Origin of the sequence: Buttiauxella sp. S19-1 (assembly GCF_022134725.1) — a bacterium.
Lineage (GTDB): Bacteria > Pseudomonadota > Gammaproteobacteria > Enterobacterales > Enterobacteriaceae > Buttiauxella > Buttiauxella ferragutiae.
In genome coordinates, this window is sequence record NZ_JAHWLU010000009.1 from 22,891 (window position 1) to 46,968 (window position 24,078).

Below are 24,078 nucleotides of genomic sequence, written 5' to 3' on the forward strand. Positions count from 1 at the left end.
TCTGACCCGAGGAAAGGCATGTCTAAATTACTGTTAGGCGTCAATATCGATCACATCGCAACTTTACGTAACGCACGTGGCACGGCATACCCAGACCCAGTGCAGGCGGCATTTATCTGCGAACAAGCAGGGGCTGACGGTATTACCGTTCACCTGCGTGAAGATCGCCGGCACATCACCGATCGCGATGTACGCATCTTGCGCCAGACCCTCGACACACGTATGAATCTGGAAATGGCCGTTACCGAAGAGATGCTTGATATTGCTTGCGAAACCAAGCCTCATTTCTGCTGCCTTGTGCCAGAAAAGCGTCAGGAAGTGACTACCGAAGGCGGGCTAGATGTCGCCGGTCAACTGGATAAAATGCGTGATGCCTGCAAACGGCTGGCCGATGCTGGCATTCTGGTTTCTCTGTTTATTGATGCTGACCACGCGCAAATTGATGCAGCGGTAGCTGTTGGCGCGCCATATATCGAAATTCACACCGGCTGCTACGCTGATGCAAAAGACGACGTGACTCAAGCCAAAGAACTGGCGCGTATTGCCGAAGCTGCAACCTATGCCGCCGGAAAAGGCCTGAAAGTGAACGCCGGACACGGGCTGACTTATCACAACGTCAAAGCTATTGCCCGTTTGCCAGAAATGCATGAGCTGAATATCGGCCATGCAATAATTGGCCGTGCGGTAATGAGCGGTTTGAAAGAAGCGGTAGCAGAAATGAAACGTCTGATGCTGGAAGCACGTAGCTAATGGCTATTCTTGGCCTTGGCACCGATATCGTGGAGATAGCGCGTATCGAAAGCGTTATCTCACGTTCCGGCGACCGCCTGGCGAAGCGTGTGCTTAGTGCCAATGAATGGCTGCAATACCAGGCGCACCAGCAGCCGGTGCGCTTTCTTGCCAAACGCTTTGCAGTAAAGGAAGCTGCAGCCAAAGCGTTTGGGACAGGAATTCGCAATGGCCTGGCGTTTAATCAGTTCGAGGTTTTTAACGATCCACTAGGCAAACCGCAATTACGGTTTTGGGAAGAGGCGGAACGAGTCGCGCAAAGAATGGGCGTGCGCTCAGTGCATGTTACGCTTGCCGATGAACGGCACTATGCGTGTGCAACGGTAATTATTGAGAACTAAAGTTTGTCTGCATGATGCAACTGAACGAACTTGTCCCACAGTTGCTCCTGGTTCTCAATATGCGCCGGATCGCTAATGATAGTATTCGGGATCGGACAGACTTTCTGGCAGGTTGGCGTTTCGTAATGCCCGACGCATTCAGTGCAGCGATCGGTGTTGATCTCATAAATGCTCTCCCCCATGGAAATAGCTTCGTTCGGGCACTCCGGCTCGCACATATCGCAGTTAATACATTTTTTAGTGATGAGCAGTGCCATGGGAAGATCTCGATAACAACAGAAACAGGGCGGGCATTATACGCCCAATCACCGGTCAAACCAGTTTTTTTACCAGTGCTTCACTGTGGCGAATTCGCCCCGGCGCATGTTCCAAATCCCTTTGTACCAGCGCCATAAACAGAAGGTCGGTCAGCATCATTTGCGCGCTGGTGGATGAAATTGCCGCGCTGCGTGTCGCCTGTTCTTCAGCGATGGTATACAGGCAAAGAGTGGCGCGTTGTTGTAAAGCGTTAGGTGTAAAACCGGTAATCGCGAGGATTTTTGCTCCGGTACGCAGGGTTTCATCAGCGGCAAGATTTATCTCACGCCGTTCACCAGAATAGGAAATAGCCAATAGCACGTCGTCACTGCTTGAAGCTTGGGCCGTCGCCAGTAATGCATGCATGTCTTGCTCCGCCACCGCATTAATACCAATTTTCATCAGCTTCCAGGAAAAATTCTTGGCAACCAGGCCAGAGGCGCCAATACCTACCAGCAGCACCCGGCGTGCATTGCGCAACATATCCACACTCGCTAGCAGTTTTTCTTCACTGTTGACATCAAGCGTGGCACGCATCGCGGCCAAATTATCCTTAATCAGCTTTTCGCCCACTAACCGCAGTGGGTCATCACCCAATATCAGATTATGAACAGGCACAGATTGTGGTTCCTGGCCGCTGGCCAGTGCTTCACTGATTGCCAGTTTCAGAGCCGGAAAGCCTTTGAACCCCAGTTTTTGGGAAAATTTCACCACGCTGGACTGGCTGACACCTGCCTCGGTGGCAAGCTGCTGTGAACTTAAATGGCGCGCGTAGTCGGGCTTCTCCAGCAAAAAGTCAGCCAGTCTACGGTCGCTTTGTGCCAGGGTTGGGTAGCGGCTTCGAATACGCAATAAGCAGTTCATGTCCTCTCCAGTCCGTCGGGTCAATTATGTGAGCGGCTCCATAATAACGTAAATTACGCTCGCCTGAATGAATTTAATATTCCATCATGTAGAAACTTTAAGGAATTAAATATTCAAAGGCACATGATGAATCTCGGCTCACTCGTTTCTGAAACTCGTAATCCACAAACCATGGATCTCGATTGTCTCTCTACACTTGAAATGGTCCAGCGCTTTAATCAACAGGATGCCCTGGTGGCCGAGGCTGTTGAGAAAACACTGCCCGAAGTTGCCAAAGCCGTTGATGCTGCCGCTGTGTCGCTTCAGGCGGGTGGCCGTTTGATTTATATGGGCGCGGGAACTAGCGGACGGTTAGGTGTGCTGGACGCCTCAGAATGCCCGCCGACTTTTGGCGTGCCACACGGTCTGGTGATTGGTTTAATCGCCGGTGGCCCTGGCGCATTACTGAAAGCCGTCGAAGGTGCTGAAGACAACCAGCAATTGGGCGAGGACGACCTGAAAGCCCTGGAGCTAACCGCCAACGACATGGTGGTTGGGCTTGCTGCGTCAGGCCGCACGCCGTATGTGATTGGTGGCCTGCGTTATGCGCGCAATCTTGGCTGTCGTACCGCAGCGATTTCCTGTAATCCAGGTTCTGCCATTGCACTGGAAGCTGAAATTGCCATTTCTCCGGTCGTCGGCCCGGAAGCCCTGACGGGTTCCACGCGTCTGAAATCAGGCACTGCGCAAAAACTGGTGCTGAATATGGTTTCCACTGGCGCGATGGTGAAACTGGGTAAGGTTTACCAGAACCTGATGGTCGATATGAAAGCCACCAATATTAAGCTTGTGGATCGGGCGTGTCGTATTGTCATGGAAGCGACCGGAGCCGCTCGTATTGATGCTGAAAATGCGCTCAAACAAACAGATTACGAAGTGAAGCCCGCCATTCTAATGATACTCACTGGTGTGGATGCGCAGACGGCTTACACGCGTCTGGCAGACAGCAATGGTTATCTTCGCCCAGCACTGAAAAACTAAAAGCAGGCACTGAATCATGGATATGACAGCAACTCTTGCCAGTGAAATATTGCTTGGAATCGGTGGGCAGGCAAATATCGCCCGTCTGGAAAACTGTATGACACGCGTACGCGTCGAAGTACATGACGATAACCAGCTTGATATTGCCCGTCTGAAGAAACTGCCGGGAGTTAGCGGCTATGTGAAACAAGGAACGCAGCATCAGCTTATTGTTGGGCCGGGTCGTGCAGCTCAGGTAGTCGATGCCATGCGTGAACTGTTGCAAAGCAATGGTCAAACGCTCTTAGCAGAAGACGATATTGCGCAGAATAAAGCTCAGGCGAAAGCGCGTTATCAGGCTCCGATGAGCGAAGCGCTGCGTAAACTGGCCAACGTCTTTATTCCATTGATTCCTGCTTTTATTGCTTCAGGGCTTATCACCGGGATTATTAATATCCTCAAACGCCCGGATATTGTGGGTGACCTTGCCACGCAGTATCCGAACATTCTCGGCTTACTTGCCATCTTCGGTAGTGCCGTGTTTGCTATCATGAATATTCTGGTGGGCGTAAATGCCGCTAAAGTATTCGGCGGCTCAATGGCGATGGGCGGCGTGATGGCCGGGATTCTTTCCAGCCCGCAACTGGCGCAAATCCACCTGTTTGGCGAAAACCTGCAACCGGGGCGCGGCGGGGTTATCGCGGTGTTGCTGGTGGTGGCGCTGATGTGCTGGATTGAAAAACGGTTACGCAAGTTATTGCCAGGTTCAATTGAGCTGATCCTCAACCCACTGCTGACCACCTTAATTACTGCATCGATTGCGATTGTGGCGTTACAACCGCTGGGTGGCCTGATTTCTGATGCGATTGCCCACGGTGCGACCCTGGCAATTGATAAAGGTGGACTGGTGGTCGGTGCAATACTTTCTGGCGTCTTCCTGCCGCTAGTCTTGTCGGGGTTACATCAGGGACTGGTGCCGATTCATGTTGAGCTTATCCAGACACACGGCCAAAACGCTTTGCTGCCCATTCTGGCGATGGCCGGTGTCGGGCAGGTCGGGGCGGCACTGGCGGTATTGCTGAAAACGCGTAACCAACGCCTGAAAAAACTGATTAAAGGCGCATTACCCGTTGGGTTGCTGGGTATCGGTGAACCGTTGATTTTCGGGGTAACGTTGCCGTTGGGTAAACCATTTATCGGCGCCTGTTTAGGCGGCGCGGTGGGTGGGGCGCTCATCAGTTACTGGAAAGTGGCGACTGTCATCACCTTCGGAATTTCAGGTTTACCGCTGGCATTAACCATTGTTGCCGGAAAAGTGATGTTCTATCTGTTAGGCTTTCTGATAGCGGTTATCGCCGGGTTCTTATTTACATGGTTTATGGGCTTTAATGATCCAGAGGAGTAACGTTTGGCAACTCAGAGTGAGCGTCGGGTAGTTTTTTTCGATTTAGATGGCACGCTGCATCAGCAGGATATGTTCGGCAGCTTCTTGCGCTACTTGCTGCGCCATCAGCCCCTCAATCTGTTACTTGTCATTCCGCTTCTGCCGGTGATCGGTGGCGCGTTATTGTTTAAGGGGCGCGCCGCTCGCTGGCCAATGAGCCTGTTGTTGTGGGGCGCAACCTTCGGTCACAGCGAAACGCGCCTCAAGCAACTGGAAACGAATTTCGTGACGTGGTTCCGTGAGCGCGTGACTGCATTCCCCGTAGTACAACAGCGCCTGACCGATTACCTGACCAGTTCAGATGCTGATGTCTGGCTTATCACCGGCTCCCCACAACCGCTGGTGCAGCAGGTTTATTTCGATACGCCGTGGCTGCCAAAAGTGAAGCTTATCGCCAGCCAAATCAAGCGCTCCCACGGTGGGTGGGTACTCACATTGCGTTGCCTCGGGCATGAAAAAGTGTCACAGCTGGAACAACAAATCGGCACGCCACTGCAACTCTACAGTGGTTACAGCGACAGCAATCAAGACAACCCGCTACTCTTTTTCTGCCAGCACCGCTGGAGGGTTACACCGCAGGGTAATCTCCAGCAACTCGAATAATTCCGTCTCTTGTAACGACTGTGTATAATGCGCCGCCCTAAGCTAGCCCGGAGAGTCCCTTGTCAGAAAGTGAATTTACCCACGAACACTGGATGCGTCATGCGCTGACCCTTGCACGTCGTGCGTGGGAAGAAGGTGAAGTTCCGGTTGGTGCGGTGCTGGTGCATAACAACCAGGTGATTGGCGAAGGCTGGAACCGACCGATTGGTAGACACGATCCGACAGCGCATGCGGAAATTATGGCACTGCGCCAGGGTGGGTTGGTATTGCAAAATTATCGCCTGCTGGAAACCACACTTTACGTCACCCTCGAGCCTTGCGTCATGTGTGCAGGCGCGATGGTTCATGGCCGCATCGGTCATTTAGTCTTTGGCGCGCGTGATGCCAAAACTGGCGCGATTGGATCGCTAATGGATGTGCTGGGCCACCCTGGTATGAATCACCAGGTTAATGTGACTGAGGGCGTAATGGCAGCAGAGTGTTCGGCAATGTTGAGCGATTTTTTTCGCGCTCGTCGCCTTGAGAAAAAGGCCCTAAAGGAAAAGGCCCGAAGTGCGGAGTAGCCTGATCTTCAGCGTCAGCGACGGGATCTTGTAGTGCATTTTCTTCTTCTTGTTTTTCCGTTTGCGCTATCAGTTTCTCTTTTTCGAGCAAATATCCCACCAGGCTAATGTAATATTTGCGGATATTCTCCACATAGGCATACGCCTCATGACCACGGGCATAACCATACTTTGTTTTCGAGTAGTACTGTTTTTGGCTAAGTAGCGGCAGGCGCATTTTGACGTCCGCCCAGCTGTCCGGATTACCTTTTTGCTTCGCCGTCAGTTGACGGGCATCCAGCATATGAGCGTATCCCATGTTATAGGCGGTCAGCGCAAACCAAATTTGTTCATCCTTTGGCACACTGTCAGGGACTTTCGTCATCATATCTCTCAGATAACGGCTTCCTCCTTCAATACTTTGCTCTGGATCTAACCGGTCAGTCACTCCAAGGCTTTGTGCGGTATTTTTGGTCAGCATCATCAACCCACGCACACCGGTTGGCGAGGTCGCCTGGTTATCCCAATGTGATTCCTGATAAGAGATGGCAGCCAGCAAACGCCAGTCTATTTCGGTGGCATGTTTTTCAAAGAGTGGCTGTAGCTCTGGCAGCACGGAATCTACCGCTTTGAGGAAGGTGCGGGTATCGACATAATCAAAATCGCCAACATGGCCGAGATATTTTTCTTCGAGGCGCGCAAAGGTATCGTCGCTATTGAGACGGTTATAAAAGTCGAGCAGGGCAGCGGAAAGGCTGTCGTCGCTATCTAATGCGCTAAACCACGTCACCGGCTGCTCGTCGGTGATATCCAGTGCGACAGCCAACTGTGGATGAACGCGCTGGAAGGTGCTGATGGCCACGGAATCGGCAATGGTAAATGCAATCTTCCCATCCACGACTTGCTGCATCAGCTCTGTACTGCTGAGCTGATTATCAATGCGCCAGCTTAAATCCGGATATTTCTGTTGTTTAAGTTTGTTCAATGCGCCCAGCGATGTGACACCAGGTGACAGCACCAGCTGGTTTTCTTTGATGCTCGCCAACGTCTTTGGGCGTTGGCTACCCATGCGATAAACCATCTGCTGGGAAACGGAATAATATGCCGGCCCCGCCTGGTAATGCTGGCTACGTTGTGTGTCATACACCAGACCCGCTGCGATAATATCGGCCCGGCCACTATCAATGTCGTCAAACAGTTCCTGAATATTTGGGCGAACAGTCACTTCCAGCTTCACGTCCAGATACCTGGCAAACTGTTCCGCCAGCTCATAATCGAGGCCAATTTTTTTACCCTGATAAAGGGTGTAGGTCAGCGGTGACTCAATAGTACTGACGCGCAAAACCCCCCGCGCTTGAATGGCGGCGATGCGGTTTTCGGCTTGTCCGAACCAGGGAATGGAGGGCCAGAGCGCCACTGCCAGCAACACGGTTACGGCACCGATAAGCAGATAATTAATCTTAAATCTTTTCAAGTATTTAATCTGCAACGAGGCGTCGAGTTTTCGCTAACAACAGAGCATCAAAAATGGAGGTTATACAATAAGGTGTGGCGCATTTTGCTTAACAAAACGCCACTGTGCAACTTATTCAACATTTATGGCTAAATTCTCGCCACTGAAAACTAATCCGTTTATTTATACGCAAACGGTTTCGTCAAGGCCGCGGATTCTCTATAATGGCGCCCGTTTTCCCCTTGCGCCCACTGAAGCGTCCCCCTGGCGTTTCGAAGACGAGAGATCTTTGATGATGGAAATTCTGCGTGGTTCGCCCGCTTTATCGGCATTTCGTATTAACAAATTACTGGCCCGCTTTAATGACGCCAACCTTCCGGTCAGCGACATTTATGCCGAGTATGTTCACTTTGCCGATCTTGACGCGCCGCTGAGCGCTGATGAGCAAACCCGTCTGCAACGGTTGTTGAAATATGGTCCAACCCTTGCCGACCATGCCCCGACCGGCCACCTGATTCTGGTCACGCCGCGTCCTGGTACCATCTCACCCTGGTCCTCTAAAGCGACTGATATTGCCCATAACTGCGATTTAGCCAAAGTTAAGCGTCTGGAACGCGGTGTGGCTTATTACGTGTCTGGTAGCTCGCTGACAGATGCACAGCGCCAGCAAGTTGCCGCACTACTGCATGACCGCATGATGGAAAGCGTGTTTGACTCGCTCAATGATGCCCAGCAACTGTTCTCTCAACATCAGCCTGCTCCAGTGCAAAGTGTTGATCTGTTAACGCAAGGTCGCGAAGCGCTGGTTGAAGCTAACATCCGTCTGGGTCTGGCACTGGCAGAAGACGAAATCGATTATTTGCAGGATGCGTTCAGCAAACTGGGGCGCAACCCGAACGATATCGAGCTGTATATGTTCGCGCAGGCTAACTCCGAACATTGCCGCCACAAAATTTTCAACGCCGACTGGATTATTGACGGCGTAGAACAGCCTAAATCGCTGTTTAAAATGATTAAAAATACCTTTGAGAAAACCCCGGACTACGTGTTATCGGCTTATAAAGATAACGCCGCAGTGATGGAAGGTTCGGTCGTCGGGCGTTTCTTTGCCGATCATGAAGCGGGCCGCTATGACTACCACCAGGAAGATGCGCACATCCTGATGAAAGTCGAAACCCACAACCACCCAACTGCTATTTCCCCATGGCCGGGTGCGGCGACCGGTTCCGGTGGCGAAATCCGTGATGAAGGTGCGACAGGCCGTGGTGCTAAACCTAAAGCCGGTCTGGTCGGTTTCTCGGTTTCCAACTTGCGTATTCCTGGCTTTGAACAGCCGTGGGAAGAAGATTTTGGCAAGCCAGACCGTATCGTAACGGCGCTGGATATTATGACCGACGGCCCATTGGGCGGTGCGGCATTTAACAACGAATTTGGTCGTCCGGCGCTGACGGGCTACTTCCGTACTTACGAAGAGCAAGTCAACAGCCACAACGGCGTAGAACTGCGCGGTTACCACAAGCCAATTATGCTGGCGGGCGGTATTGGCAACATTCGTGCTGACCACGTTCAGAAGGGCGAAATCACCGTTGGTGCGAAACTTATCGTGCTCGGTGGCCCATCTATGAACATCGGTTTGGGTGGCGGTGCTGCTTCTTCTATGGCTTCAGGTCAGTCTGACGCGGATCTGGATTTTGCATCCGTACAGCGCGACAACCCAGAAATGGAACGTCGTTGCCAGGAAGTTATTGACCGTTGCTGGCAGTTGGGCGATGCCAACCCAATCCTGTTTATTCATGATGTCGGCGCGGGTGGCCTCTCCAACGCAATGCCAGAACTGGTGAGCGATGGTGGGCGTGGTGGGCGTTTCGAACTACGTGACATTCTGAACGACGAGCCGGGCATGAGCCCGCTGGAAGTATGGTGTAACGAATCCCAGGAACGTTATGTCCTGGCGGTTGCTCCAGACCAGTTGCCGCTGTTTGACGAACTGTGCCGCCGCGAACGCGCGCCGTACGCCGTCATTGGTGAAGCCACCGAAGAAAAACATCTGACACTCAACGATAGCCATTTCGACAACCAGCCGATTGATATGCCGCTGGACGTTCTGCTTGGTAAAACGCCAAAAATGGAACGTAACGTTGAAACCCTGAAAGCAACAGGTGATGCGCTGGATTGCCGCAATATCACCATTGCTGATGCGGTCAATCGCGTGCTGCACTTGCCGACCGTGGCAGAAAAAACCTTCCTGGTCACCATTGGTGACCGTTCGGTAACCGGTATGGTTGCTCGCGACCAGATGGTTGGGCCGTGGCAGATTCCGGTCGCTAACTGTGCGGTCACCACTGCAAGCCTCGATAGCTACTACGGTGAAGCGATGTCTCTTGGCGAACGCGCACCAGTTGCATTGCTGGACTTTGCGGCATCAGGTCGCCTGGCGGTTGGTGAAGCACTGACTAACATTGCGGCGACGCAAATTGGCGCGCTGAACCGAATTAAGCTCTCTGCAAACTGGATGTCCGCAGCCGGTCACCCTGGTGAAGACGCCGGTCTTTACGAAGCCGTGAAAGCCGTGGGTGAAGAACTTTGCCCAACGCTCGGCCTGACTATTCCGGTGGGCAAAGACTCCATGTCGATGAAAACCCGCTGGCAGGAAGGTAACGAACAGCGTGAGATGACTTCTCCGCTGTCGCTGGTTATTACTGCATTTGCCCGTGTGGAAGATGTTCGTCGTACCGTGACGCCACAACTGCAAACTGAAGATAATGCCTTATTGCTTATTGATTTAGGCGCAGGCCACAACGCATTGGGCGCTACCGCGCTGTCTCAGGTTTACCGTCAACTGGGCAACAAACCTGCGGACGTGCGCAGTGCTGAACAACTGAAAGGCTTCTTTAACGCGATTCAGGCGTTGGTTGCCGAGCAGAAATTGCTGGCCTACCACGACCGTTCTGACGGCGGCCTGCTGGTGACACTGGCCGAAATGGCCTTCGCGGGTCACTGCGGCGTGGAAGCTGACATCGCAACCCTCGGTAAAGACCATCTGGCAGCACTGTTCAACGAAGAGTTGGGCGCAGTGATTCAGGTTAAAGCTGCTGACCGTGATGCGGTTGAGAAAACCCTGGCAGAGCATGGCCTGGCTGATTGTGTCCACTTCCTCGGTAAAGCCGTGGCGGGTGACCGTTTTACACTGTCAGCTGACGGCCACGCGGTATTTAGCGAAAGCCGTACAACGCTTCGCATGTGGTGGGCAGAAACCACCTGGCAGATGCAGCGTCTGCGCGACAACCCAGAGTGTGCCGATCAGGAACATGAAGCGAAAGCTAATGACAACGATCCTGGCCTGAACGTTAAATTGAGCTTCGATATCAAAGAAGATATCGCAGCACCGTTTATCGCGACGGGTGCGCGCCCGAAAGTAGCCGTGTTGCGCGAGCAGGGCGTTAACTCACACGTTGAAATGGCTGCGGCCTTCCATCGTGCGGGCTTTGATGCCATCGACGTGCATATGAGTGACTTGCTGGCAGGCCGTCGCGGTCTGGAAGATTTCCAGGCGCTGGTAGCTTGTGGTGGCTTCTCTTACGGCGACGTACTGGGCGCAGGTGAAGGTTGGGCGAAGTCCATTCTGTTTAACTCCCGCGTGCGTGATGAGTTCGAAACCTTCTTCCACCGTCCACAAACCCTGGCGTTGGGCGTGTGTAACGGCTGCCAGATGATGTCGAACCTGCGTGAACTGATTCCGGGCAGCGAACTGTGGCCGCGTTTTGTGCGCAACCATTCAGACCGCTTTGAAGCGCGCTTCAGCCTGGTGGAAGTCACTTCTAGCCCGTCGTTGCTGCTGCAAGGCATGGTGGGCTCGCACATGCCAATCGCGGTTTCTCACGGTGAAGGGCATGTTGAAGTACGCGATACGGCACATCTCGCGGCACTCGAAAGCAAAGGTCTGGTGGCGCTGCGCTTTATCGACAACTTCGGCAAAGTGACACAAAACTACCCGGCGAACCCGAACGGTTCACCAAACGGCATCACGGCGGTCACCAACGAAAGCGGGCGCGTCACGATTATGATGCCGCACCCGGAGCGCGTGTTCCGTACCGTTAGCAACTCCTGGCACCCTGCTGAGTGGGGCGAAGATAGCCCGTGGATGCGTATTTTCCGCAATGCGCGTAAGCAACTGGGTTAATTAACCACCCTCATCCTGACCTTCTCCCTGAGGGAGAAGGGACTTTGACTTTCCCCCTCTCCTGGGGGCTGTCTCTTAGTCACATCTTTGAGGGCCGCTCCCGACGGCTGGACCCTGCCACCTGGAGTCAAAATGGAGGCGATTTAAGCCGGACCAGAAATTCAAGGTCAAAGTCAAAAACCAGGCCGGTTTTGACCTTGTTCCCGGCTTCAATCGCACCGTTTTTCGCCCTTCAGTCGGGGGCACGTGGTCGGGAACCTCGTGAGAGAGCGATCGTCGGGAACGAATCGCGAACGACCCCGAATGAAGGGTAAAAAACGGTGTTTACCGCTTTAGCGGCGATTGATTTGCCGGGCGCCTGGATTATCAAGGTGTTGGCGTTAACACCTTGATACGTTCACCGTTTTCAGGAATTAAAGAGATAGCTGAACGCACGGGTGAACGGAATACCTGCGAGGCTAACAGATCTTACCCTGACAAAATTGCCAGGGTAAGTTGTGTATGTATAAGAGACAGCTCCCGTGTGAGAGGGCCGGGGTAAGGGCAAACAAATATGTCCCCAATCCCCGACACTACCTCACCCTGAATGTCTCCTAAAGGAGACATTTATCTTATTGATTTAAAGTGGTTTAATTTTTCATTAATAATATTGTTGCAAATTAGCGACACTATGTGCAAAAAACAAACAAATTCATAAACAAGCATTACTGCAAATAAACATAATAAAAACATTTAGTTGTCTATTTTGTAGCAAATGTGGCACACATACTGCATAATACTGCGCAGTGGCTCATTCACCTTCTTATGTCAGCCCCCGCAAGGGTAGTGCTACATAAACCATAGAATGACGCACACAAGGTGCCTGCCGTCCGACTTTTGATTATTGCCAGCTTCGTGCTGCTTTATCATGCTCCGGGCGAAACGTTGAGTAAGGCACCGCCTGATTTCAGAACAAAGGCAGAGATTATTCTCTGCCTTTGTCATTTCTGAACTTTAAACTCCCCCCATTCCCAGCTAGCATCGAATTATTCACAATCCCAATGAGATGAAGCTATTGAACCAGTGGCATTTTTTCCCGCGCTCTTTACGCCAGCTTGTGATGATGGCTTTTTTGTTGGTGTTGGTGCCGCTGCTGGTTCTGGCATGGCAAGCCTGGCAAAGCCTCAATGCACTTAGCGATCAAGCGGCACTCACCAACCGCACTACGCTGGTGGATGCCCGTCGTAGCCAGGCTATGACGAACGTGGCGCTGGAAATGGAACGTAGCTACCGGCAGTACTGTGTGCTGGATGACGCCACGCTTGCCACGCTTTATCAAGGGCAGCGTAAGCGTTATGCGCAAATGCTAGAAGCCCATCAAGGGGTTTTACCGGACAATCAACTTTATAGCGCTCTACGCCAGTCGCTAAACGATCTTGCCGAAATACAATGTAAAAATAGCGGGCCAGATGTCGCCGCTTCTGCACACCTTGAAACCTTCGCCACCAAAAATGCCGAAATGGTACAAGCCACACGCGCGGTGGTCTTTTCCCGTGGGCAACAACTTCAGCAAGAAATCGCCGAGCGCGGGCAATTCTTTGGCTGGCAGGCGCTGGTTTTATTCCTGTTGAGTTTCGCGTTGGTAATGATCTTTACGCGCATGATTATCGGTCCGGTAAAAGGGATTGAGCGGATGATTAATTTGCTTGGCGAAGGGCATTCACTGGGCAATACGGTATTGTTTAAAGGCGGGCCGCGCGAACTGCGTTCTGTCGGGCAGCGGATTGTCTGGTTAAGCGAGCGCTTGTCGTGGCTCGAATCCCAGCGCCATGAATTTTTGCGCCATATTTCCCATGAACTAAAAACGCCACTCGCCAGTATGCGTGAAGGCACCGAACTGCTTGCCGACCAGGTCGTCGGGCCACTGACTAACGACCAAAAAGAAGTGGTAGAAATTCTCGATAATAGTAGCCGTCACTTACAAAAATTGATTGAGCAATTACTGGATTACAACCGCAAACTAGCGGATGTTCCGGTCGAACTTGAAAAAGTTGAGATCAAACCGCTGATGGATGTGATTATCGCCGCTCACAGTTTGCCAGCACGGGCTAAAATGATGCGTACCGAGTGCCACTTTAGCCCGCAGGCTTGCCTCGCTGAACCCATGTTGTTAGCCAGTGTGCTGGATAATCTCTATTCCAATGCGGTGCACTATGGGTCTGAATCCGGTACCATTTATCTGCGAAGCTCGCAGGTCGGAAACATGCTACTGATTGATGTCGCGAATACCGGCGACCCCATTCCGGCTGCAGAGCGAGAGATGATTTTTGTACCTTTTTATCAGGGAAGCCACCAGCGTAAAGGTGCGGTAAAAGGTAGCGGTCTGGGTCTGAGTATTGCCCTGGATTGTATTCGTCGCATGCGTGGCGAATTGCACCTGATTGACGATGAAACGGCAGATGTTTGCTTCCGGATCGAGTTACCTGTATTTCCCGAGAAAAATAAAAAATGAAAGTGACGATTTTTAGTCCGCTGTCAGCATTGCTACTGCCTTTGTTGCTGGCGAGTTGTGTACAAAACACAGCACCGAAAGATGTTAAACACCCGCCACACGTTGAAGAACCAGAACAACAACTGGCTGATTACCTGTCGACGAATTGTGATGATATCTGGCAAAACCAGAGCCAGGATTCCATGAGCAACCCGCTGTACTGGCTGCGTGCGATGGATTGCTCTGAACGTTTAGCGCCCGCAGAAGCACGAGCGGAAGCCCGTCGCTGGCCGGCCGATAACTGGCGTGACACCTTCAAGCGCGGCATTTTGCTCTCTAACGCCAAAATTTCCCCAACTGAGCGTCGTCGTTACATGACGAAGTTGGATGCCATGGCCGCTGATGTCCCGGCGCAAGTGCGTTCGTTGTTCCAGGTCTGGCGTGATGGCCAGGCTTCTCTACTGGCGCTTTCTGACGAACGCTCGCGCTATAGCAAATTGCAGCAAAGTTCAGACAATGAACTCGATACGCTGCGTGAGCAGCAGCAACGGCTCAGAAGCCAGTTAAGTTTGACCACCCGGAAACTGGAAAACCTTACGGATATTGAACGCCAGCTTTCGAACCGTAAACCGGCTGTTGCCGAACTACCGGACAACACCAAACCCGCGCAGGAGGCGAAACCATGACACAGCGTAAACCCGCCAGATTGCTGTTGGTTGATGACGATCCTGGTCTGCTAAAACTTCTTGGCATGCGTCTGACCAGCGAAGGTTACACCGTCTCAACCGCGGAAAGTGGTGCTGAGGGGTTGCGTCTGTTGGGTCGAGAAAAAATCGACCTGGTTATCAGCGATCTGCGAATGGATGAAATGGATGGGATGGCATTATTTGCCGAAATCCAGAAAGTGCAGCCAGGGATGCCGGTCATTATTTTGACCGCCCACGGCTCTATTCCTGACGCGGTTGCCGCCACACAGCAGGGTGTTTTTAGCTTCCTGACCAAACCCGTTGATAAAGACGCGCTCTACAAAGCCATCGACGATGCGTTGTCGCACTCGCACATCGCCGGAGATGAAATGTGGCGCGATACAATCGTCACCCGCAACCCAGTCATGCAGCGTTTACTGGAACAAGCACGCATGGTCGCGCAGTCTGATGTTAGCGTGCTGATTAACGGGCAAAGCGGTACTGGTAAAGAAATTCTCGCCCAGGCGATTCATAACGCCAGCCCACGCAGCAAAAAGGCCTTTATCGCCATTAACTGTGGCGCGTTGCCGGAACAATTGCTGGAATCTGAACTGTTCGGCCATTCACGCGGCGCATTCACCGGCGCAGTCAGCAGCAGAGAAGGGCTGTTCCAGGCCGCAGAAGGCGGGACATTGTTTCTTGATGAGATTGGCGATATGCCGATTCCGTTACAGGTTAAATTGTTACGTGTGTTGCAGGAACGCAAAGTGCGCCCATTGGGCAGTAATCGCGACCTCGATATCGACGTACGTATCCTGTCGGCAACTCACCGTGATTTACCCAAAGCGATGGAGCGCGGCGAGTTTCGTGAAGACTTGTTCTATCGCCTGAATGTGGTGAGTCTCAAGATCCCGGCACTGCATGAACGCGCCGAAGATGTGCCGTTGCTGGCAAATCACCTGTTACGGCAATCAGCCGATCGCCATAAACCTTTCGTGCGTAGTTTCTCGACCGACGCCATGAAACGCCTGATGGCAGCAAGCTGGCCGGGTAACGTGCGCCAGTTAGTCAACGTGATTGAACAGTGCGTGGCCCTGACTTCCGCTCCGGTTATCAGCGAAGCGTTGGTTCAACAGGCGCTGGAAGGGGAAAACACCGCACTGCCGACTTTTGTCGAAGCACGTAATCAGTTTGAGCTGAATTACCTGCGCAAATTGCTGCAAATGACCAAGGGAAATGTCACTCAAGCGGCACGCATCGCGGGGCGTAACCGGACAGAATTCTACAAACTACTCTCACGGCATGAACTCGATGCCAATGACTTTAAAGAGTAGTCTGTGGTAGTTTGAGCAATCGACGAAGTGCGGGATGACAGAGAGAATTATGAAAAAAATTGATGCGATTATTAAACCGTTCAAACTGGATGACGTGCGCGAAGCGCTGGCAGAAGTTGGCATCACCGGCATGACGGTAACAGAAGTAAAAGGTTTTGGTCGTCAGAAAGGGCATACCGAACTGTACCGTGGCGCTGAGTACATGGTGGATTTCCTGCCGAAAGTGAAAATTGAAATTGTCGTGACCGACGATATCGTCGATACCTGCGTGGACACCATTATTCGTACCGCGCAAACCGGTAAAATCGGCGATGGTAAAATCTTTGTCTTTGACGTGGCGCGCGTGGTGCGTATCCGTACTGGGGAAGAAGACGACGCCGCGATTTAATTTTTACCCCTCACCCCGGCCCTCTCCCCAAAGGGGCGAGGGGGAAAGAAAATCCCCTCTCCAGTGGGAGAGGGCTAGGGGGAGGGCATGTTTTCGGCTGAAAAATCACATCACCTTATGCGGGCCAAAACACTCATAGTTAATTCGGCTCTGCTCAACGCCCAACTTCACTAACTGCTCCGCTGCAAAACGCATAAAGCTCACCGGGCCGCATAGGTAAAACTGCATATCCGGCGTATTGATTTTGCTCTCCAGTGCAACCAAATCCATCAAGCCTTCGCTATCGAATTTTGACTGTGCACGGCAGTCCGCGCTCGGTGTGCGGTACCACACGTGGCTATCAAAACGTGGCAACTGCGCACCCAGCACATTCACTTCGTCGGCAAACGCATGCACGTCGCCATGCTCTGCGGCGTGGAACCAGTTTACGGGGGCGTGATGGGCATTTTTCGCCAGCGTATCCAGCATCGCCAGCATCGGGGTCTGGCCGACGCCTGCGGAAATCAACGTCACTGGAGTTTGTGCGTTGACGTTCATAAAGAAATCACCCGCCGGAGCGGCAAGATGCAGTTCATCGCCTACTTGTGCGTAATTGTGCAGCCAGCTTGAAACCTGGCCCTGGTCTTCACGTTTCACCGCAATGCGATAGCTTTTACCATCTGGCTTGCGGGTCAGTGAATACTGGCGAATTTCCTGATGCGGGAACCCTTCTGGTTTCAGCCACACGCCGAGGTATTGGCCAGGCTGATAATCCGCGACCGGTTTGCCATCCACGGGTGCAAATTCAAAACTGGTGATAAGCTGGCTTTGCGGCTCTTTTGCCACAATGCGGAAAGCACGCGTGCCTTCCCAGCCGCCATTTTTCGCCGCGTTATCCTGGTAGATTTCCGCTTCACGGTTGATAAACACACCCGCCAGCACGCCATACGCCTTGCCCCACGCATCCAGCACTTCCTGGCCTGGGCTGAACAGCTCATCCAGCGTTGCTAACAGGTGGCCGCCGACGATGTCGTACTGCTCAGGTTTAATCTGGAAACTGGTGTGCTTCTGGGCGATTTTTTCTACCGCAGGCAGTAACACCGCCAGATTTTCAATATTCGTCGCATAAGCACAGATGGCATTAAACAGCGCTTCACGCTGATCGCCATTGCGCTGGTTACTCATATTGAAGATCTCTTTTAGCTCAGGGTTATGGCTGAACATACGATCGTAAAAGTGTGCGGTAAGTTTTGGGCCGGTTGCTGCAAGCAGGGGAATGGTGGATTTCACAACAGCGATAGTCTGGGCATCAAGCATGGTATAGCTCCATTTTCTGACATTAAAATTTAATAGTGCATTTAAAATGCATCTTATAAAACTCTCCGCTAAAAAAAAAGCACTACATTGTAAATGGATACTGACTGAGTCGATTCGGCTCACAGAACGTGAAATTTATGCATGTTGATGATGAATTAATATCCGCTGAAATAGCTTGCCACTTTCCCCTTCAAACCCTTGCAGGACGCCAAGCCAATCGTTTGCGTAAAAACCTCTGTCAAGGCCTATCACCCAGCACTGTTTCGGTTTACACTGTTGCCCGTCGCCCAAAAGGGCACCCTCGTTGCTGTAAATTTTTACTGTTAGCTGAGTTTAGGAGATGCGGATGTTAAAGCGTGAAATGAACATTGCCGATTATGATGCCCAACTGTGGCAGGCTATGGAGCAAGAAAAAGTACGTCAGGAAGAGCACATTGAACTGATCGCCTCCGAAAACTACACCAGCCCGCGCGTGATGCAGGCTCAGGGTTCTCAGTTAACCAACAAATACGCTGAAGGTTACCCAGGCAAACGCTACTACGGCGGTTGCGAATATGTTGACGTGGTTGAGCAATTGGCTATCGACCGTGCAAAAGAGCTGTTCGGCGCTGATTACGCTAACGTGCAACCGCACTCCGGTTCACAGGCTAACTTCGCGGTCTACACCACGCTGCTGGAACCAGGCGACACCGTTCTGGGTATGAACCTGGCACACGGCGGCCACCTGACTCACGGCTCCCCGGTAAACTTCTCCGGTAAGCTGTACAACATCGTTCCTTACGGCATCGATGAATCCGGTCATATCGACTACGCAGACCTGGAAAAGCAAGCCAAAGAACACAAACCGAAAATGATCATCGGTGGTTTCTCTGCTTATTCTGGTGTGGTTGACTGGGCAAAAATGCGTGAAATCGCCGACATGGTTGACGCGAAACTGTTCGTTGATATGGCACACGTTGCGGGTCTGATTGCCGCAGGCGTTTACCCGAACCCGGTTCCACATGCTCACGTTGTGACTACCACTACGCACAAAACGCTGGCAGGCCCACGCGGTGGTTTGATCCTCGCTAAAGGCGGCAGCGAAGAGCTGTACAAGAAACTGAACTCTGCAGTATTCCCAGGCGCGCAGGGCGGCCCACTGATGCACGTCATCGCGGGTAAAGCTGTCGCACTGAAAGAAGCGATGGAGCCAGAGTTCAAAACTTACCAGCAACAAGTGGCCAAAAATGCGAAAGCGATGGTTGCTGTGTTCCTGGAGCGTGGCTACAAAGTGGTGTCTGGCGGTACTGACAACCACCTGTTCCTGCTGGACTTGGTTGATAAAAACCTGACCGGTAAAGAAGCCGATGCTGCATTGGGTCGTGCGAACATCACCGTCAACAAGAACAGCGTACCAAACGATCCGAAGAGCCCGTTTGTGACTTCCGGTATCCGTATCGGTACCCCTGCGGTGACTCGTCGTGGCTTCACTGAAGCTGACGTTCGTGAACTGGCTGGCTGGATGTGTGATGTGCTGGATAGCATCAACGACGAAGCGGTTATCGAGCGTACTAAGCAAAAAGTTCTGGATATCTGCGCACGTTTGCCTGTTTACGCATAATCCCAGACTTGTAAGAGTAGGTCGGATAAGCGCAGCGTCATCCGACACAACTGGTGGATGACGCTAACGCTTATCCACCCTACAAAACACATTTATCACCCTTTGTCAGCAATCTGAAAGCCCACATCATGTGGGCTTTGTTGTTTTTAGCGTTACTGCCGATCGCGCGTAATTGCCGAACATTTCTCAGCAATAGTCACGGTATCGCCATTTTTTGTTGCCTGGTTACACTCGTCCATTGGCGACATCGGCGGTGGCGTGTTAACGGTCTGGGCGGCACATCCGCTTAATAATATCCCGCAAAGTATGACTCCTGCTTTGAACATCACTTCACTCCTGATTTGAAAGGCGCGCGGCTATAAAGGGCAAATAACAAATCCTGGTTGGTAGCAGTCTGCCAGGTTTTTCCGTTGTCCACAGAATGGCGAAGTTCTCCGCTGGCGTAGGGATTATTTGTGCTTACCCAGAGGCTGTAACTGTTTTTTCCCGTAGGTTGAGAGGTTGATCCCTGTGAGCTGAAAATCAGCGCATAGCGTTTATGGATATCCAACCCCGTCAGACGCGGCCAGAGGGAGTAAACCGCCGGGCTGGACGGCAGATTAAACGGTGGCAGGGCTGCCGAAAACAGCGTTTGTGCCGGGTTACCTTTGCTATCGAGCAAGACAATCTGAATCCGGAAGTTATCTCCTGGCACCGCATCCACGTAGCGTTCAAACAACCAAAAATCGAGCTTTGGCAGATCGGGCTGTTGCAGGGTGAAGGTCTGCATCAATTGCTGCTCGCCCTGCATGTCTGTCCGTTCGCTGCCCGGCGCAATACTTTCCTGCACGATGTGCATGGCGGGGACTGCCGTGGTGTGCTGATAAACCTCAATTTCAGGCGCGTTAAGGTTCCCTTCGTGGTTTTCAAACTGAACTCGCAGACGACGAGCGCTCATCTCCGGGAACGAAAAGGTACGCTTATCACCGAGGATAAAGCCACGCGTTAACGTGTGCCATGCGCCGCCTTCCTGATAAGCCAGCGCATAATTGCGTATCGCAAACGGTGCAGGCTCTTTAACCACTATCTGGTTAAATTGCGTCAGCTTGCCCAAATCCAGTTCATAGCTGTTTATTCCTGCGGTAATCGTTTTGCCCTGCGCGAGGTTATCAGGCACCGGAATCGTCACGCCAGATTGTTTACTGAAGTGGAGCAGCGCGGCAGCCCCTCCCGCCAGCGGGTAGCTCACAACGCCGAGTTTTTGCTGCCAGCTTTGCCCGCTATAAAGTTCGGTTATCTGCCACTTGCTGCCTGCTTTAAGCCCCAGTGATGCAGGCGTGAGTTGCAAGGTTTGCGGTTTGCTCTGCCAGTTGGTTAGCCCAACATACACGCCGCCTTTATCGTCTTTTCGCACCAGCATCGCTGGGCTATGTTCGCCCGCGTGGTAGAAATTATTCATGGAAACTGGCCGTGCGGCACTGCCATCGGCGGCAACCTTCAGTAAGGCTTTATTTTCCAGCCATGCACTGCGGTCTTCATCGACAAACGGCAGATTATCGCCAACCAGCCAGTGGCCGCCGCCGAGGGCTACCGTGGTGGCAAGGCGCAGTGCGGCTAACTGGCCGTAGCGGTTATTACCCTGAATGATGTACTCCGGCAGGAACATATCGGCATCGTTATAATCGTATAGCGTGCCGTTGCTCCACCAGGAGGCTGCGCTGTTAAAGGCCTGGCGTTCGATACCACTGTAGTTTGCAACGCCCAGCGAAGTATCGCAGGCAGCGCGGCGGCCGTGAGTAAACGCGGCGGGCAGCAGTGGCGCAATGGATGCATTCAGGAATACCGGGCGGCCACTTGCCAGTACTTCGTCACGCATAATCTTCATGCCGATGCGGTAGTTCTGAATGCCGTTTACCGCCGGGTTGTGGTGTTTCCCTTCATACAAACCCATATCCAGGAAATCGAGCTTGATGTAGTCATACCCCCATGCGAGATAATTTTTGATATTACGCCGCACAATGTACTGCGCCGCCGGGTGTGACATATCCAGCGCGTAACTGCCCAGATAGGTTTTCACCAGTTGCCCTTTTTCATCATGCAGGCAGGCGTCGCGATGGCTATAACCCGTGTCGTCTACCGGCAGATCCAGCCAGTTTTCATAGATGGCAAAGGGCGTCAAATAGCCGCCCGCTTTCAGCCCCTTCTTATGCACATAGTCGGTGAAGGTTTTCATTCCCTCGGGATAGCCATCAGGCTGAAAACCACCGTCCATATTGATGTACTCGTACCCCAACGGTTTGAGATTTTTAGCAACATAATCGGTGATGTCATACATATCCCGCGCTTTACCGTAGCTATCGTGCGAGTAAAACGCGTTAAATCCAACGGGCACCGCACCCTGCCAGTTGAGGCGGGGTTCACCCTGGTTGTAAGCTTTGCCGTAGCTTTCCAGCCCGTCGCGGTAGTCGTTGAAGTAGCCGATAAAAAACAGATCCGAGCTAACCTGTTTGCCACTTTGGGTTCCGCCCCAGTTATAAAGTGCGAATTCGCTGAGCGCGCCATTCGCCTGCTGTGCTTCCCCCAAAAGCTGGCTACTTTTCCATTTCTGCACGCTTGCAGCCCCGGCGACTAAACCGTGGTGGTTGGTATTGTCGAATAGCGCGGTGACCCAATGGCTGACACCGTTGAACTTCACCATCGGTTCATCAGGGTTGGCAAAGCGATCCGTTCCGTTCTGGCTCAGGCCAAAATGATTTACCGCCGCTACGCCAAAGTCGAAATTATTGGAGTAGGGCGTGGTGTAAATTCGTTTATCTCCGCCTTCTCCAATATCGGCAAACGAGGCGCTGATGGGCGTAAGTTTTGTCACGTGCAGATTTTTTTGTGCCGATACCTGCATGTCGCTGAGCAGCCAGCGTTTATCGTTAAAAAACCAAAAACGCACCGTCAGAGTGGTGCCGTCGGCAAAGCGGTTGTTCAAGGTAAGTGTTTCACCTTCACCGCGAGCCGGGTCTTTTACTTTCTGCCAAAGCGCGGTGCGGCCTACCGCTTTGGCACTGTCCAGACTTGCCTGGCTTAATTGTGCCGTACTACGAAATGTTTTGATCACGGGGACATTGCCCCACAGCAAATCCCCCGTTCCCCGGTTAAGATCGTAATGCAATTTATACTCGCCGTGGCGCACCGTAACCTGCTGCCCCTGCTGAGAAAACTCGGCGGCGTGGGCGGCGTTGAATGTGATCAGGCATGCCAGAGTGAAGCCTATTTTGTTGATCATTTTTCACACCTTAAAAGATAGAAAACGGTGCAATGACATTGAATTTGATATCAATTTCATCCTGAAACATGTTGTTGTAGCCACCGCTGTAGTTTGGGTTGCTGCCGTGGTTGTCGTAATTGATGTAATGGAGATTGAACAACGTGCCTTTCAGGCGACCCGTTTGCACGACGTGGGCAATATTGAACGTCCAGGCCGATTCGTCGATGCGTTGGCTCTGGTCAGCCAGTTCGTCGTTGACGGTACACGTCGTGCAGGGCTTGCCGCCCCAGCCGTAGACATAGCCTGCGCCAACCGCCCAGCCGGGAAGTTCGTAATTTTTCAGGTCATACGTCACGCCCGCGAAAACGGAGGTTTCACCGTTGGCGTCGAAGTCAGAAGCCGCATCCCACCAAATATCCAGCCGCCCGTTGGAGCTGGCGTAAGCCGGGGTAATACGTTGCAGGAAGAAACCCTGATTTCCTTCGGCCTTGACGGTTTGCGCCTCCAGACGGAAATCCAGCGTGTCGAGTGTGTAGCCGAGCGTGATGCCTTGCAGCCAGGCCAGCCCTTCGTATTCGTCATTGACCGAGCCGTAGGCGGCAACGGAATTGTCACCGACCTGATCTCTGGCGCCGTAAAACTGATAACTCAGGCGCAGATCGTTGCCCGCGACAGGGAAGCTGTATGAAAGCTTGGTCATGTACTGATCCATAAAATCAGCGGCCTGCGCCCAGGAGGTTTCCAGCACCAGCTTATTTTTAAAGTCGTAGCGTATACCGAGGGCATGAACATAATCGATTTTGGTGGTGTTATCCGCGCCGCGGAATTCATACATTTCGGTGTACCACGGCGCTTTGTATTTATCAGACCAGAAATAAGAGCTGGAAAGCGCGCCGTACTGACCGAAGTCCCAGCTACCGCCCATTTCAGCGCCCTGATACGCACCGGGAACAAATCCCCAGTGCACGGCAAGCAGCGTTTGGCCGGAGGGCTGGATGTAACCGGCTCGCATCCAGTAATCGTCATGTTTTAATTTCAGCGCGGCTTTGTAGAGATTGAAACCGCCTTTGTCCCCGGACCAGTCTTCATCCCAACGCTGGTTTGCCGAACTTAAACTGATTTCATTGGGGTGTGCGGCATTGCCGGTGGCGAGGTTGACGGCGGCAAACCCGGCGACATCAAGGCCAATAAAACCCCCGGCATAACCTGAAACAAAATCGAGATTAGCGTTAAAGGTCGCGTGGTGAAGGTCTTCGACGTAATGGCCGTAATCCGGGCTGCCCACGGTCATATCGCGTTTGTCACGGTAACGCTGCGAGTAATAAATGCCGCCGGTTAAATGAGAGTCGTCCACGAAACCTTCGGCCTGGACGGGGGCCGATATCATCAGGGTGGGGGTTGTTGCCAGTATTGCGGCAAACAGGGGCCGTAAGGATATGTCACGCATAGGGAATCCTTCCATGAATATACCCGTCATACTTCGAGTCGCAGGGGTGTTGGCTGCAACTCGAATTATTTAGGGTTTAGAATAAGTAAGGAATGGGGCGATAAGCC

Annotated in this window: 19 protein-coding genes; 12 read left to right on the forward strand and 7 right to left on the reverse strand. The window is 52.4% G+C overall.

Features of this window, described 5'->3' with window-relative positions; translation table 11 throughout:
* Nucleotides 1-18: 18 nt before the first annotated feature.
* The gene (gene pdxJ, locus MES37_RS03885; protein WP_064544371.1) at nucleotides 19-750 is read left to right on the forward strand and encodes a pyridoxine 5'-phosphate synthase; all 732 of its coding nucleotides are present in this window, start codon (nucleotides 19-21) and stop codon (nucleotides 748-750) included.
* Nucleotides 750-1,130: a holo-ACP synthase gene (gene acpS / locus MES37_RS03890; protein ID WP_064544373.1), complete on the forward strand. Its 381-nt coding sequence runs from the start codon at nucleotides 750-752 to the stop codon at nucleotides 1,128-1,130. The genes pdxJ and acpS overlap by 1 nt, the downstream gene beginning before the upstream one ends.
* Here acpS and MES37_RS03895 read toward each other — a convergent pair.
* Nucleotides 1,127-1,387: a YfhL family 4Fe-4S dicluster ferredoxin gene (locus MES37_RS03895; protein ID WP_064544375.1), complete on the reverse strand. Its 261-nt coding sequence runs from the start codon at nucleotides 1,385-1,387 to the stop codon at nucleotides 1,127-1,129. The two genes, acpS and MES37_RS03895, sit on opposite strands and share 4 nt — an antisense overlap.
* Before the next feature lie 55 nt (nucleotides 1,388-1,442).
* Nucleotides 1,443-2,291 carry a MurR/RpiR family transcriptional regulator gene (locus MES37_RS03900; protein WP_064544377.1) on the reverse strand — a complete coding sequence of 283 codons (849 nt, stop codon included), beginning with the start codon at nucleotides 2,289-2,291 and terminating at the stop codon, nucleotides 1,443-1,445.
* Nucleotides 2,292-2,417: 126 nt separating this feature from the next.
* On the opposite strand from MES37_RS03900, the gene murQ reads away from it, so the two are divergent.
* The 4 genes from murQ to tadA all read left to right on the forward strand — a co-directional run bounded on the left by murQ (nucleotide 2,418) and on the right by tadA (nucleotide 5,900).
* Complete coding sequence (murQ, locus tag MES37_RS03905) at nucleotides 2,418-3,311, forward strand: N-acetylmuramic acid 6-phosphate etherase (protein ID WP_064544600.1); 894 nt, start codon at nucleotides 2,418-2,420, stop codon at nucleotides 3,309-3,311.
* A 16-nt stretch (nucleotides 3,312-3,327) separates the two neighbouring features.
* On the forward strand, nucleotides 3,328-4,695 hold the full coding sequence (locus MES37_RS03910) for a PTS transporter subunit EIIC (protein WP_064544379.1): 1,368 nt from the start codon (nucleotides 3,328-3,330) through the stop codon (nucleotides 4,693-4,695).
* A gap of 3 nt (nucleotides 4,696-4,698) precedes the next feature.
* Nucleotides 4,699-5,337 carry a phosphatidylglycerophosphatase C gene (yfhb, locus tag MES37_RS03915; RefSeq protein WP_064544381.1) on the forward strand — a complete coding sequence of 213 codons (639 nt, stop codon included), beginning with the start codon at nucleotides 4,699-4,701 and terminating at the stop codon, nucleotides 5,335-5,337.
* A 92-nt stretch (nucleotides 5,338-5,429) separates the two neighbouring features.
* Nucleotides 5,430-5,900 (forward strand): tRNA adenosine(34) deaminase TadA, encoded by a 471-nt coding sequence (gene tadA, locus MES37_RS03920; protein WP_370090881.1) that lies wholly within the window; start codon nucleotides 5,430-5,432, stop codon nucleotides 5,898-5,900.
* Here tadA and mltF read toward each other — a convergent pair.
* Nucleotides 5,785-7,353 (reverse strand): membrane-bound lytic murein transglycosylase MltF, encoded by a 1,569-nt coding sequence (gene mltF / locus MES37_RS03925; protein ID WP_064544383.1) that lies wholly within the window; start codon nucleotides 7,351-7,353, stop codon nucleotides 5,785-5,787. The two genes, tadA and mltF, sit on opposite strands and share 116 nt — an antisense overlap.
* Before the next feature lie 271 nt (nucleotides 7,354-7,624).
* On the opposite strand from mltF, the gene purL reads away from it, so the two are divergent.
* From purL to glnB, 5 genes are all read left to right on the forward strand, one after another.
* Complete coding sequence (purL, locus tag MES37_RS03930) at nucleotides 7,625-11,512, forward strand: phosphoribosylformylglycinamidine synthase (protein ID WP_237930088.1); 3,888 nt, start codon at nucleotides 7,625-7,627, stop codon at nucleotides 11,510-11,512.
* Between the two features lie 1,054 nt (nucleotides 11,513-12,566).
* Nucleotides 12,567-14,003, forward strand: coding sequence for a sensor histidine kinase (locus tag MES37_RS03935; protein ID WP_202914406.1), 1,437 nt, complete (start codon nucleotides 12,567-12,569; stop codon nucleotides 14,001-14,003).
* Nucleotides 14,000-14,668: a two-component system QseEF-associated lipoprotein QseG gene (gene qseG, locus MES37_RS03940; RefSeq protein ID WP_237930095.1), complete on the forward strand. Its 669-nt coding sequence runs from the start codon at nucleotides 14,000-14,002 to the stop codon at nucleotides 14,666-14,668. Before MES37_RS03935 ends, qseG begins: the two co-directional genes overlap by 4 nt.
* Complete coding sequence (gene glrR / locus MES37_RS03945; protein ID WP_064544391.1) at nucleotides 14,665-16,002, forward strand: two-component system response regulator GlrR; 1,338 nt, start codon at nucleotides 14,665-14,667, stop codon at nucleotides 16,000-16,002. Before qseG ends, glrR begins: the two co-directional genes overlap by 4 nt.
* A gap of 49 nt (nucleotides 16,003-16,051) precedes the next feature.
* Entirely contained in the window at nucleotides 16,052-16,390 is a 339-nt protein-coding gene (gene glnB, locus MES37_RS03950; RefSeq protein WP_002438074.1) for a nitrogen regulatory protein P-II, read from the forward strand.
* A 105-nt stretch (nucleotides 16,391-16,495) separates the two neighbouring features.
* On the opposite strand, the gene hmpA is transcribed toward glnB, so the two are convergent.
* On the reverse strand, nucleotides 16,496-17,686 hold the full coding sequence (gene hmpA, locus MES37_RS03955; RefSeq protein ID WP_232886336.1) for an NO-inducible flavohemoprotein: 1,191 nt from the start codon (nucleotides 17,684-17,686) through the stop codon (nucleotides 16,496-16,498).
* 346 nt (nucleotides 17,687-18,032) lie between these two features.
* On the opposite strand from hmpA, the gene glyA reads away from it, so the two are divergent.
* Nucleotides 18,033-19,286 (forward strand): serine hydroxymethyltransferase, encoded by a 1,254-nt coding sequence (gene glyA, locus MES37_RS03960; protein ID WP_121815087.1) that lies wholly within the window; start codon nucleotides 18,033-18,035, stop codon nucleotides 19,284-19,286.
* Nucleotides 19,287-19,438: 152 nt separating this feature from the next.
* Here the strand turns inward: glyA and MES37_RS03965 are convergent, their stop codons facing one another.
* The 3 genes from MES37_RS03965 to MES37_RS03975 are packed head-to-tail and all read right to left on the reverse strand — an operon-like array spanning nucleotide 19,439 to nucleotide 23,986.
* Complete coding sequence (locus tag MES37_RS03965; protein WP_157092929.1) at nucleotides 19,439-19,612, reverse strand: hypothetical protein; 174 nt, start codon at nucleotides 19,610-19,612, stop codon at nucleotides 19,439-19,441.
* Entirely contained in the window at nucleotides 19,612-22,542 is a 2,931-nt protein-coding gene (locus MES37_RS03970) for a hypothetical protein (protein WP_237930096.1), read from the reverse strand. The genes MES37_RS03965 and MES37_RS03970 overlap by 1 nt, the downstream gene beginning before the upstream one ends.
* Nucleotides 22,543-22,552: 10 nt before the next feature.
* Nucleotides 22,553-23,986: an OprD family outer membrane porin gene (locus MES37_RS03975; protein ID WP_370918341.1), complete on the reverse strand. Its 1,434-nt coding sequence runs from the start codon at nucleotides 23,984-23,986 to the stop codon at nucleotides 22,553-22,555.
* Between the last annotated feature and the right edge of the window lie 92 nt (nucleotides 23,987-24,078).

Excerpts from the sequence above, each read along its gene's own strand:
- pdxJ (WP_064544371.1), top strand. The coding sequence starts at position 19 with ATGTCTAAATTACTGTTAGGCGTCAATATCGATCACATCGCAACTTTA.
- acpS (WP_064544373.1), top strand. The coding sequence starts at position 750 with ATGGCTATTCTTGGCCTTGGCACCGATATCGTGGAGATAGCGCGTATC.
- MES37_RS03895 (WP_064544375.1), bottom strand. The coding sequence starts at position 1,387 with ATGGCACTGCTCATCACTAAAAAATGTATTAACTGCGATATGTGCGAG.
- MES37_RS03900 (WP_064544377.1), bottom strand. The coding sequence starts at position 2,291 with ATGAACTGCTTATTGCGTATTCGAAGCCGCTACCCAACCCTGGCACAA.
- murQ (WP_064544600.1), top strand. The coding sequence starts at position 2,418 with ATGAATCTCGGCTCACTCGTTTCTGAAACTCGTAATCCACAAACCATG.
- MES37_RS03910 (WP_064544379.1), top strand. The coding sequence starts at position 3,328 with ATGGATATGACAGCAACTCTTGCCAGTGAAATATTGCTTGGAATCGGT.
- tadA (WP_370090881.1), top strand. The coding sequence starts at position 5,430 with ATGCGTCATGCGCTGACCCTTGCACGTCGTGCGTGGGAAGAAGGTGAA.
- purL (WP_237930088.1), top strand. The coding sequence starts at position 7,625 with ATGATGGAAATTCTGCGTGGTTCGCCCGCTTTATCGGCATTTCGTATT.
- qseG (WP_237930095.1), top strand. The coding sequence starts at position 14,000 with ATGAAAGTGACGATTTTTAGTCCGCTGTCAGCATTGCTACTGCCTTTG.
- glrR (WP_064544391.1), top strand. The coding sequence starts at position 14,665 with ATGACACAGCGTAAACCCGCCAGATTGCTGTTGGTTGATGACGATCCT.
- glnB (WP_002438074.1), top strand. The coding sequence starts at position 16,052 with ATGAAAAAAATTGATGCGATTATTAAACCGTTCAAACTGGATGACGTG.
- hmpA (WP_232886336.1), bottom strand. The coding sequence starts at position 17,686 with ATGCTTGATGCCCAGACTATCGCTGTTGTGAAATCCACCATTCCCCTG.
- glyA (WP_121815087.1), top strand. The coding sequence starts at position 18,033 with ATGTTAAAGCGTGAAATGAACATTGCCGATTATGATGCCCAACTGTGG.
- MES37_RS03965 (WP_157092929.1), bottom strand. The coding sequence starts at position 19,612 with ATGTTCAAAGCAGGAGTCATACTTTGCGGGATATTATTAAGCGGATGT.
- MES37_RS03970 (WP_237930096.1), bottom strand. The coding sequence starts at position 22,542 with ATGATCAACAAAATAGGCTTCACTCTGGCATGCCTGATCACATTCAAC.
- MES37_RS03975 (WP_370918341.1), bottom strand. The coding sequence starts at position 23,986 with ATGGAAGGATTCCCTATGCGTGACATATCCTTACGGCCCCTGTTTGCC.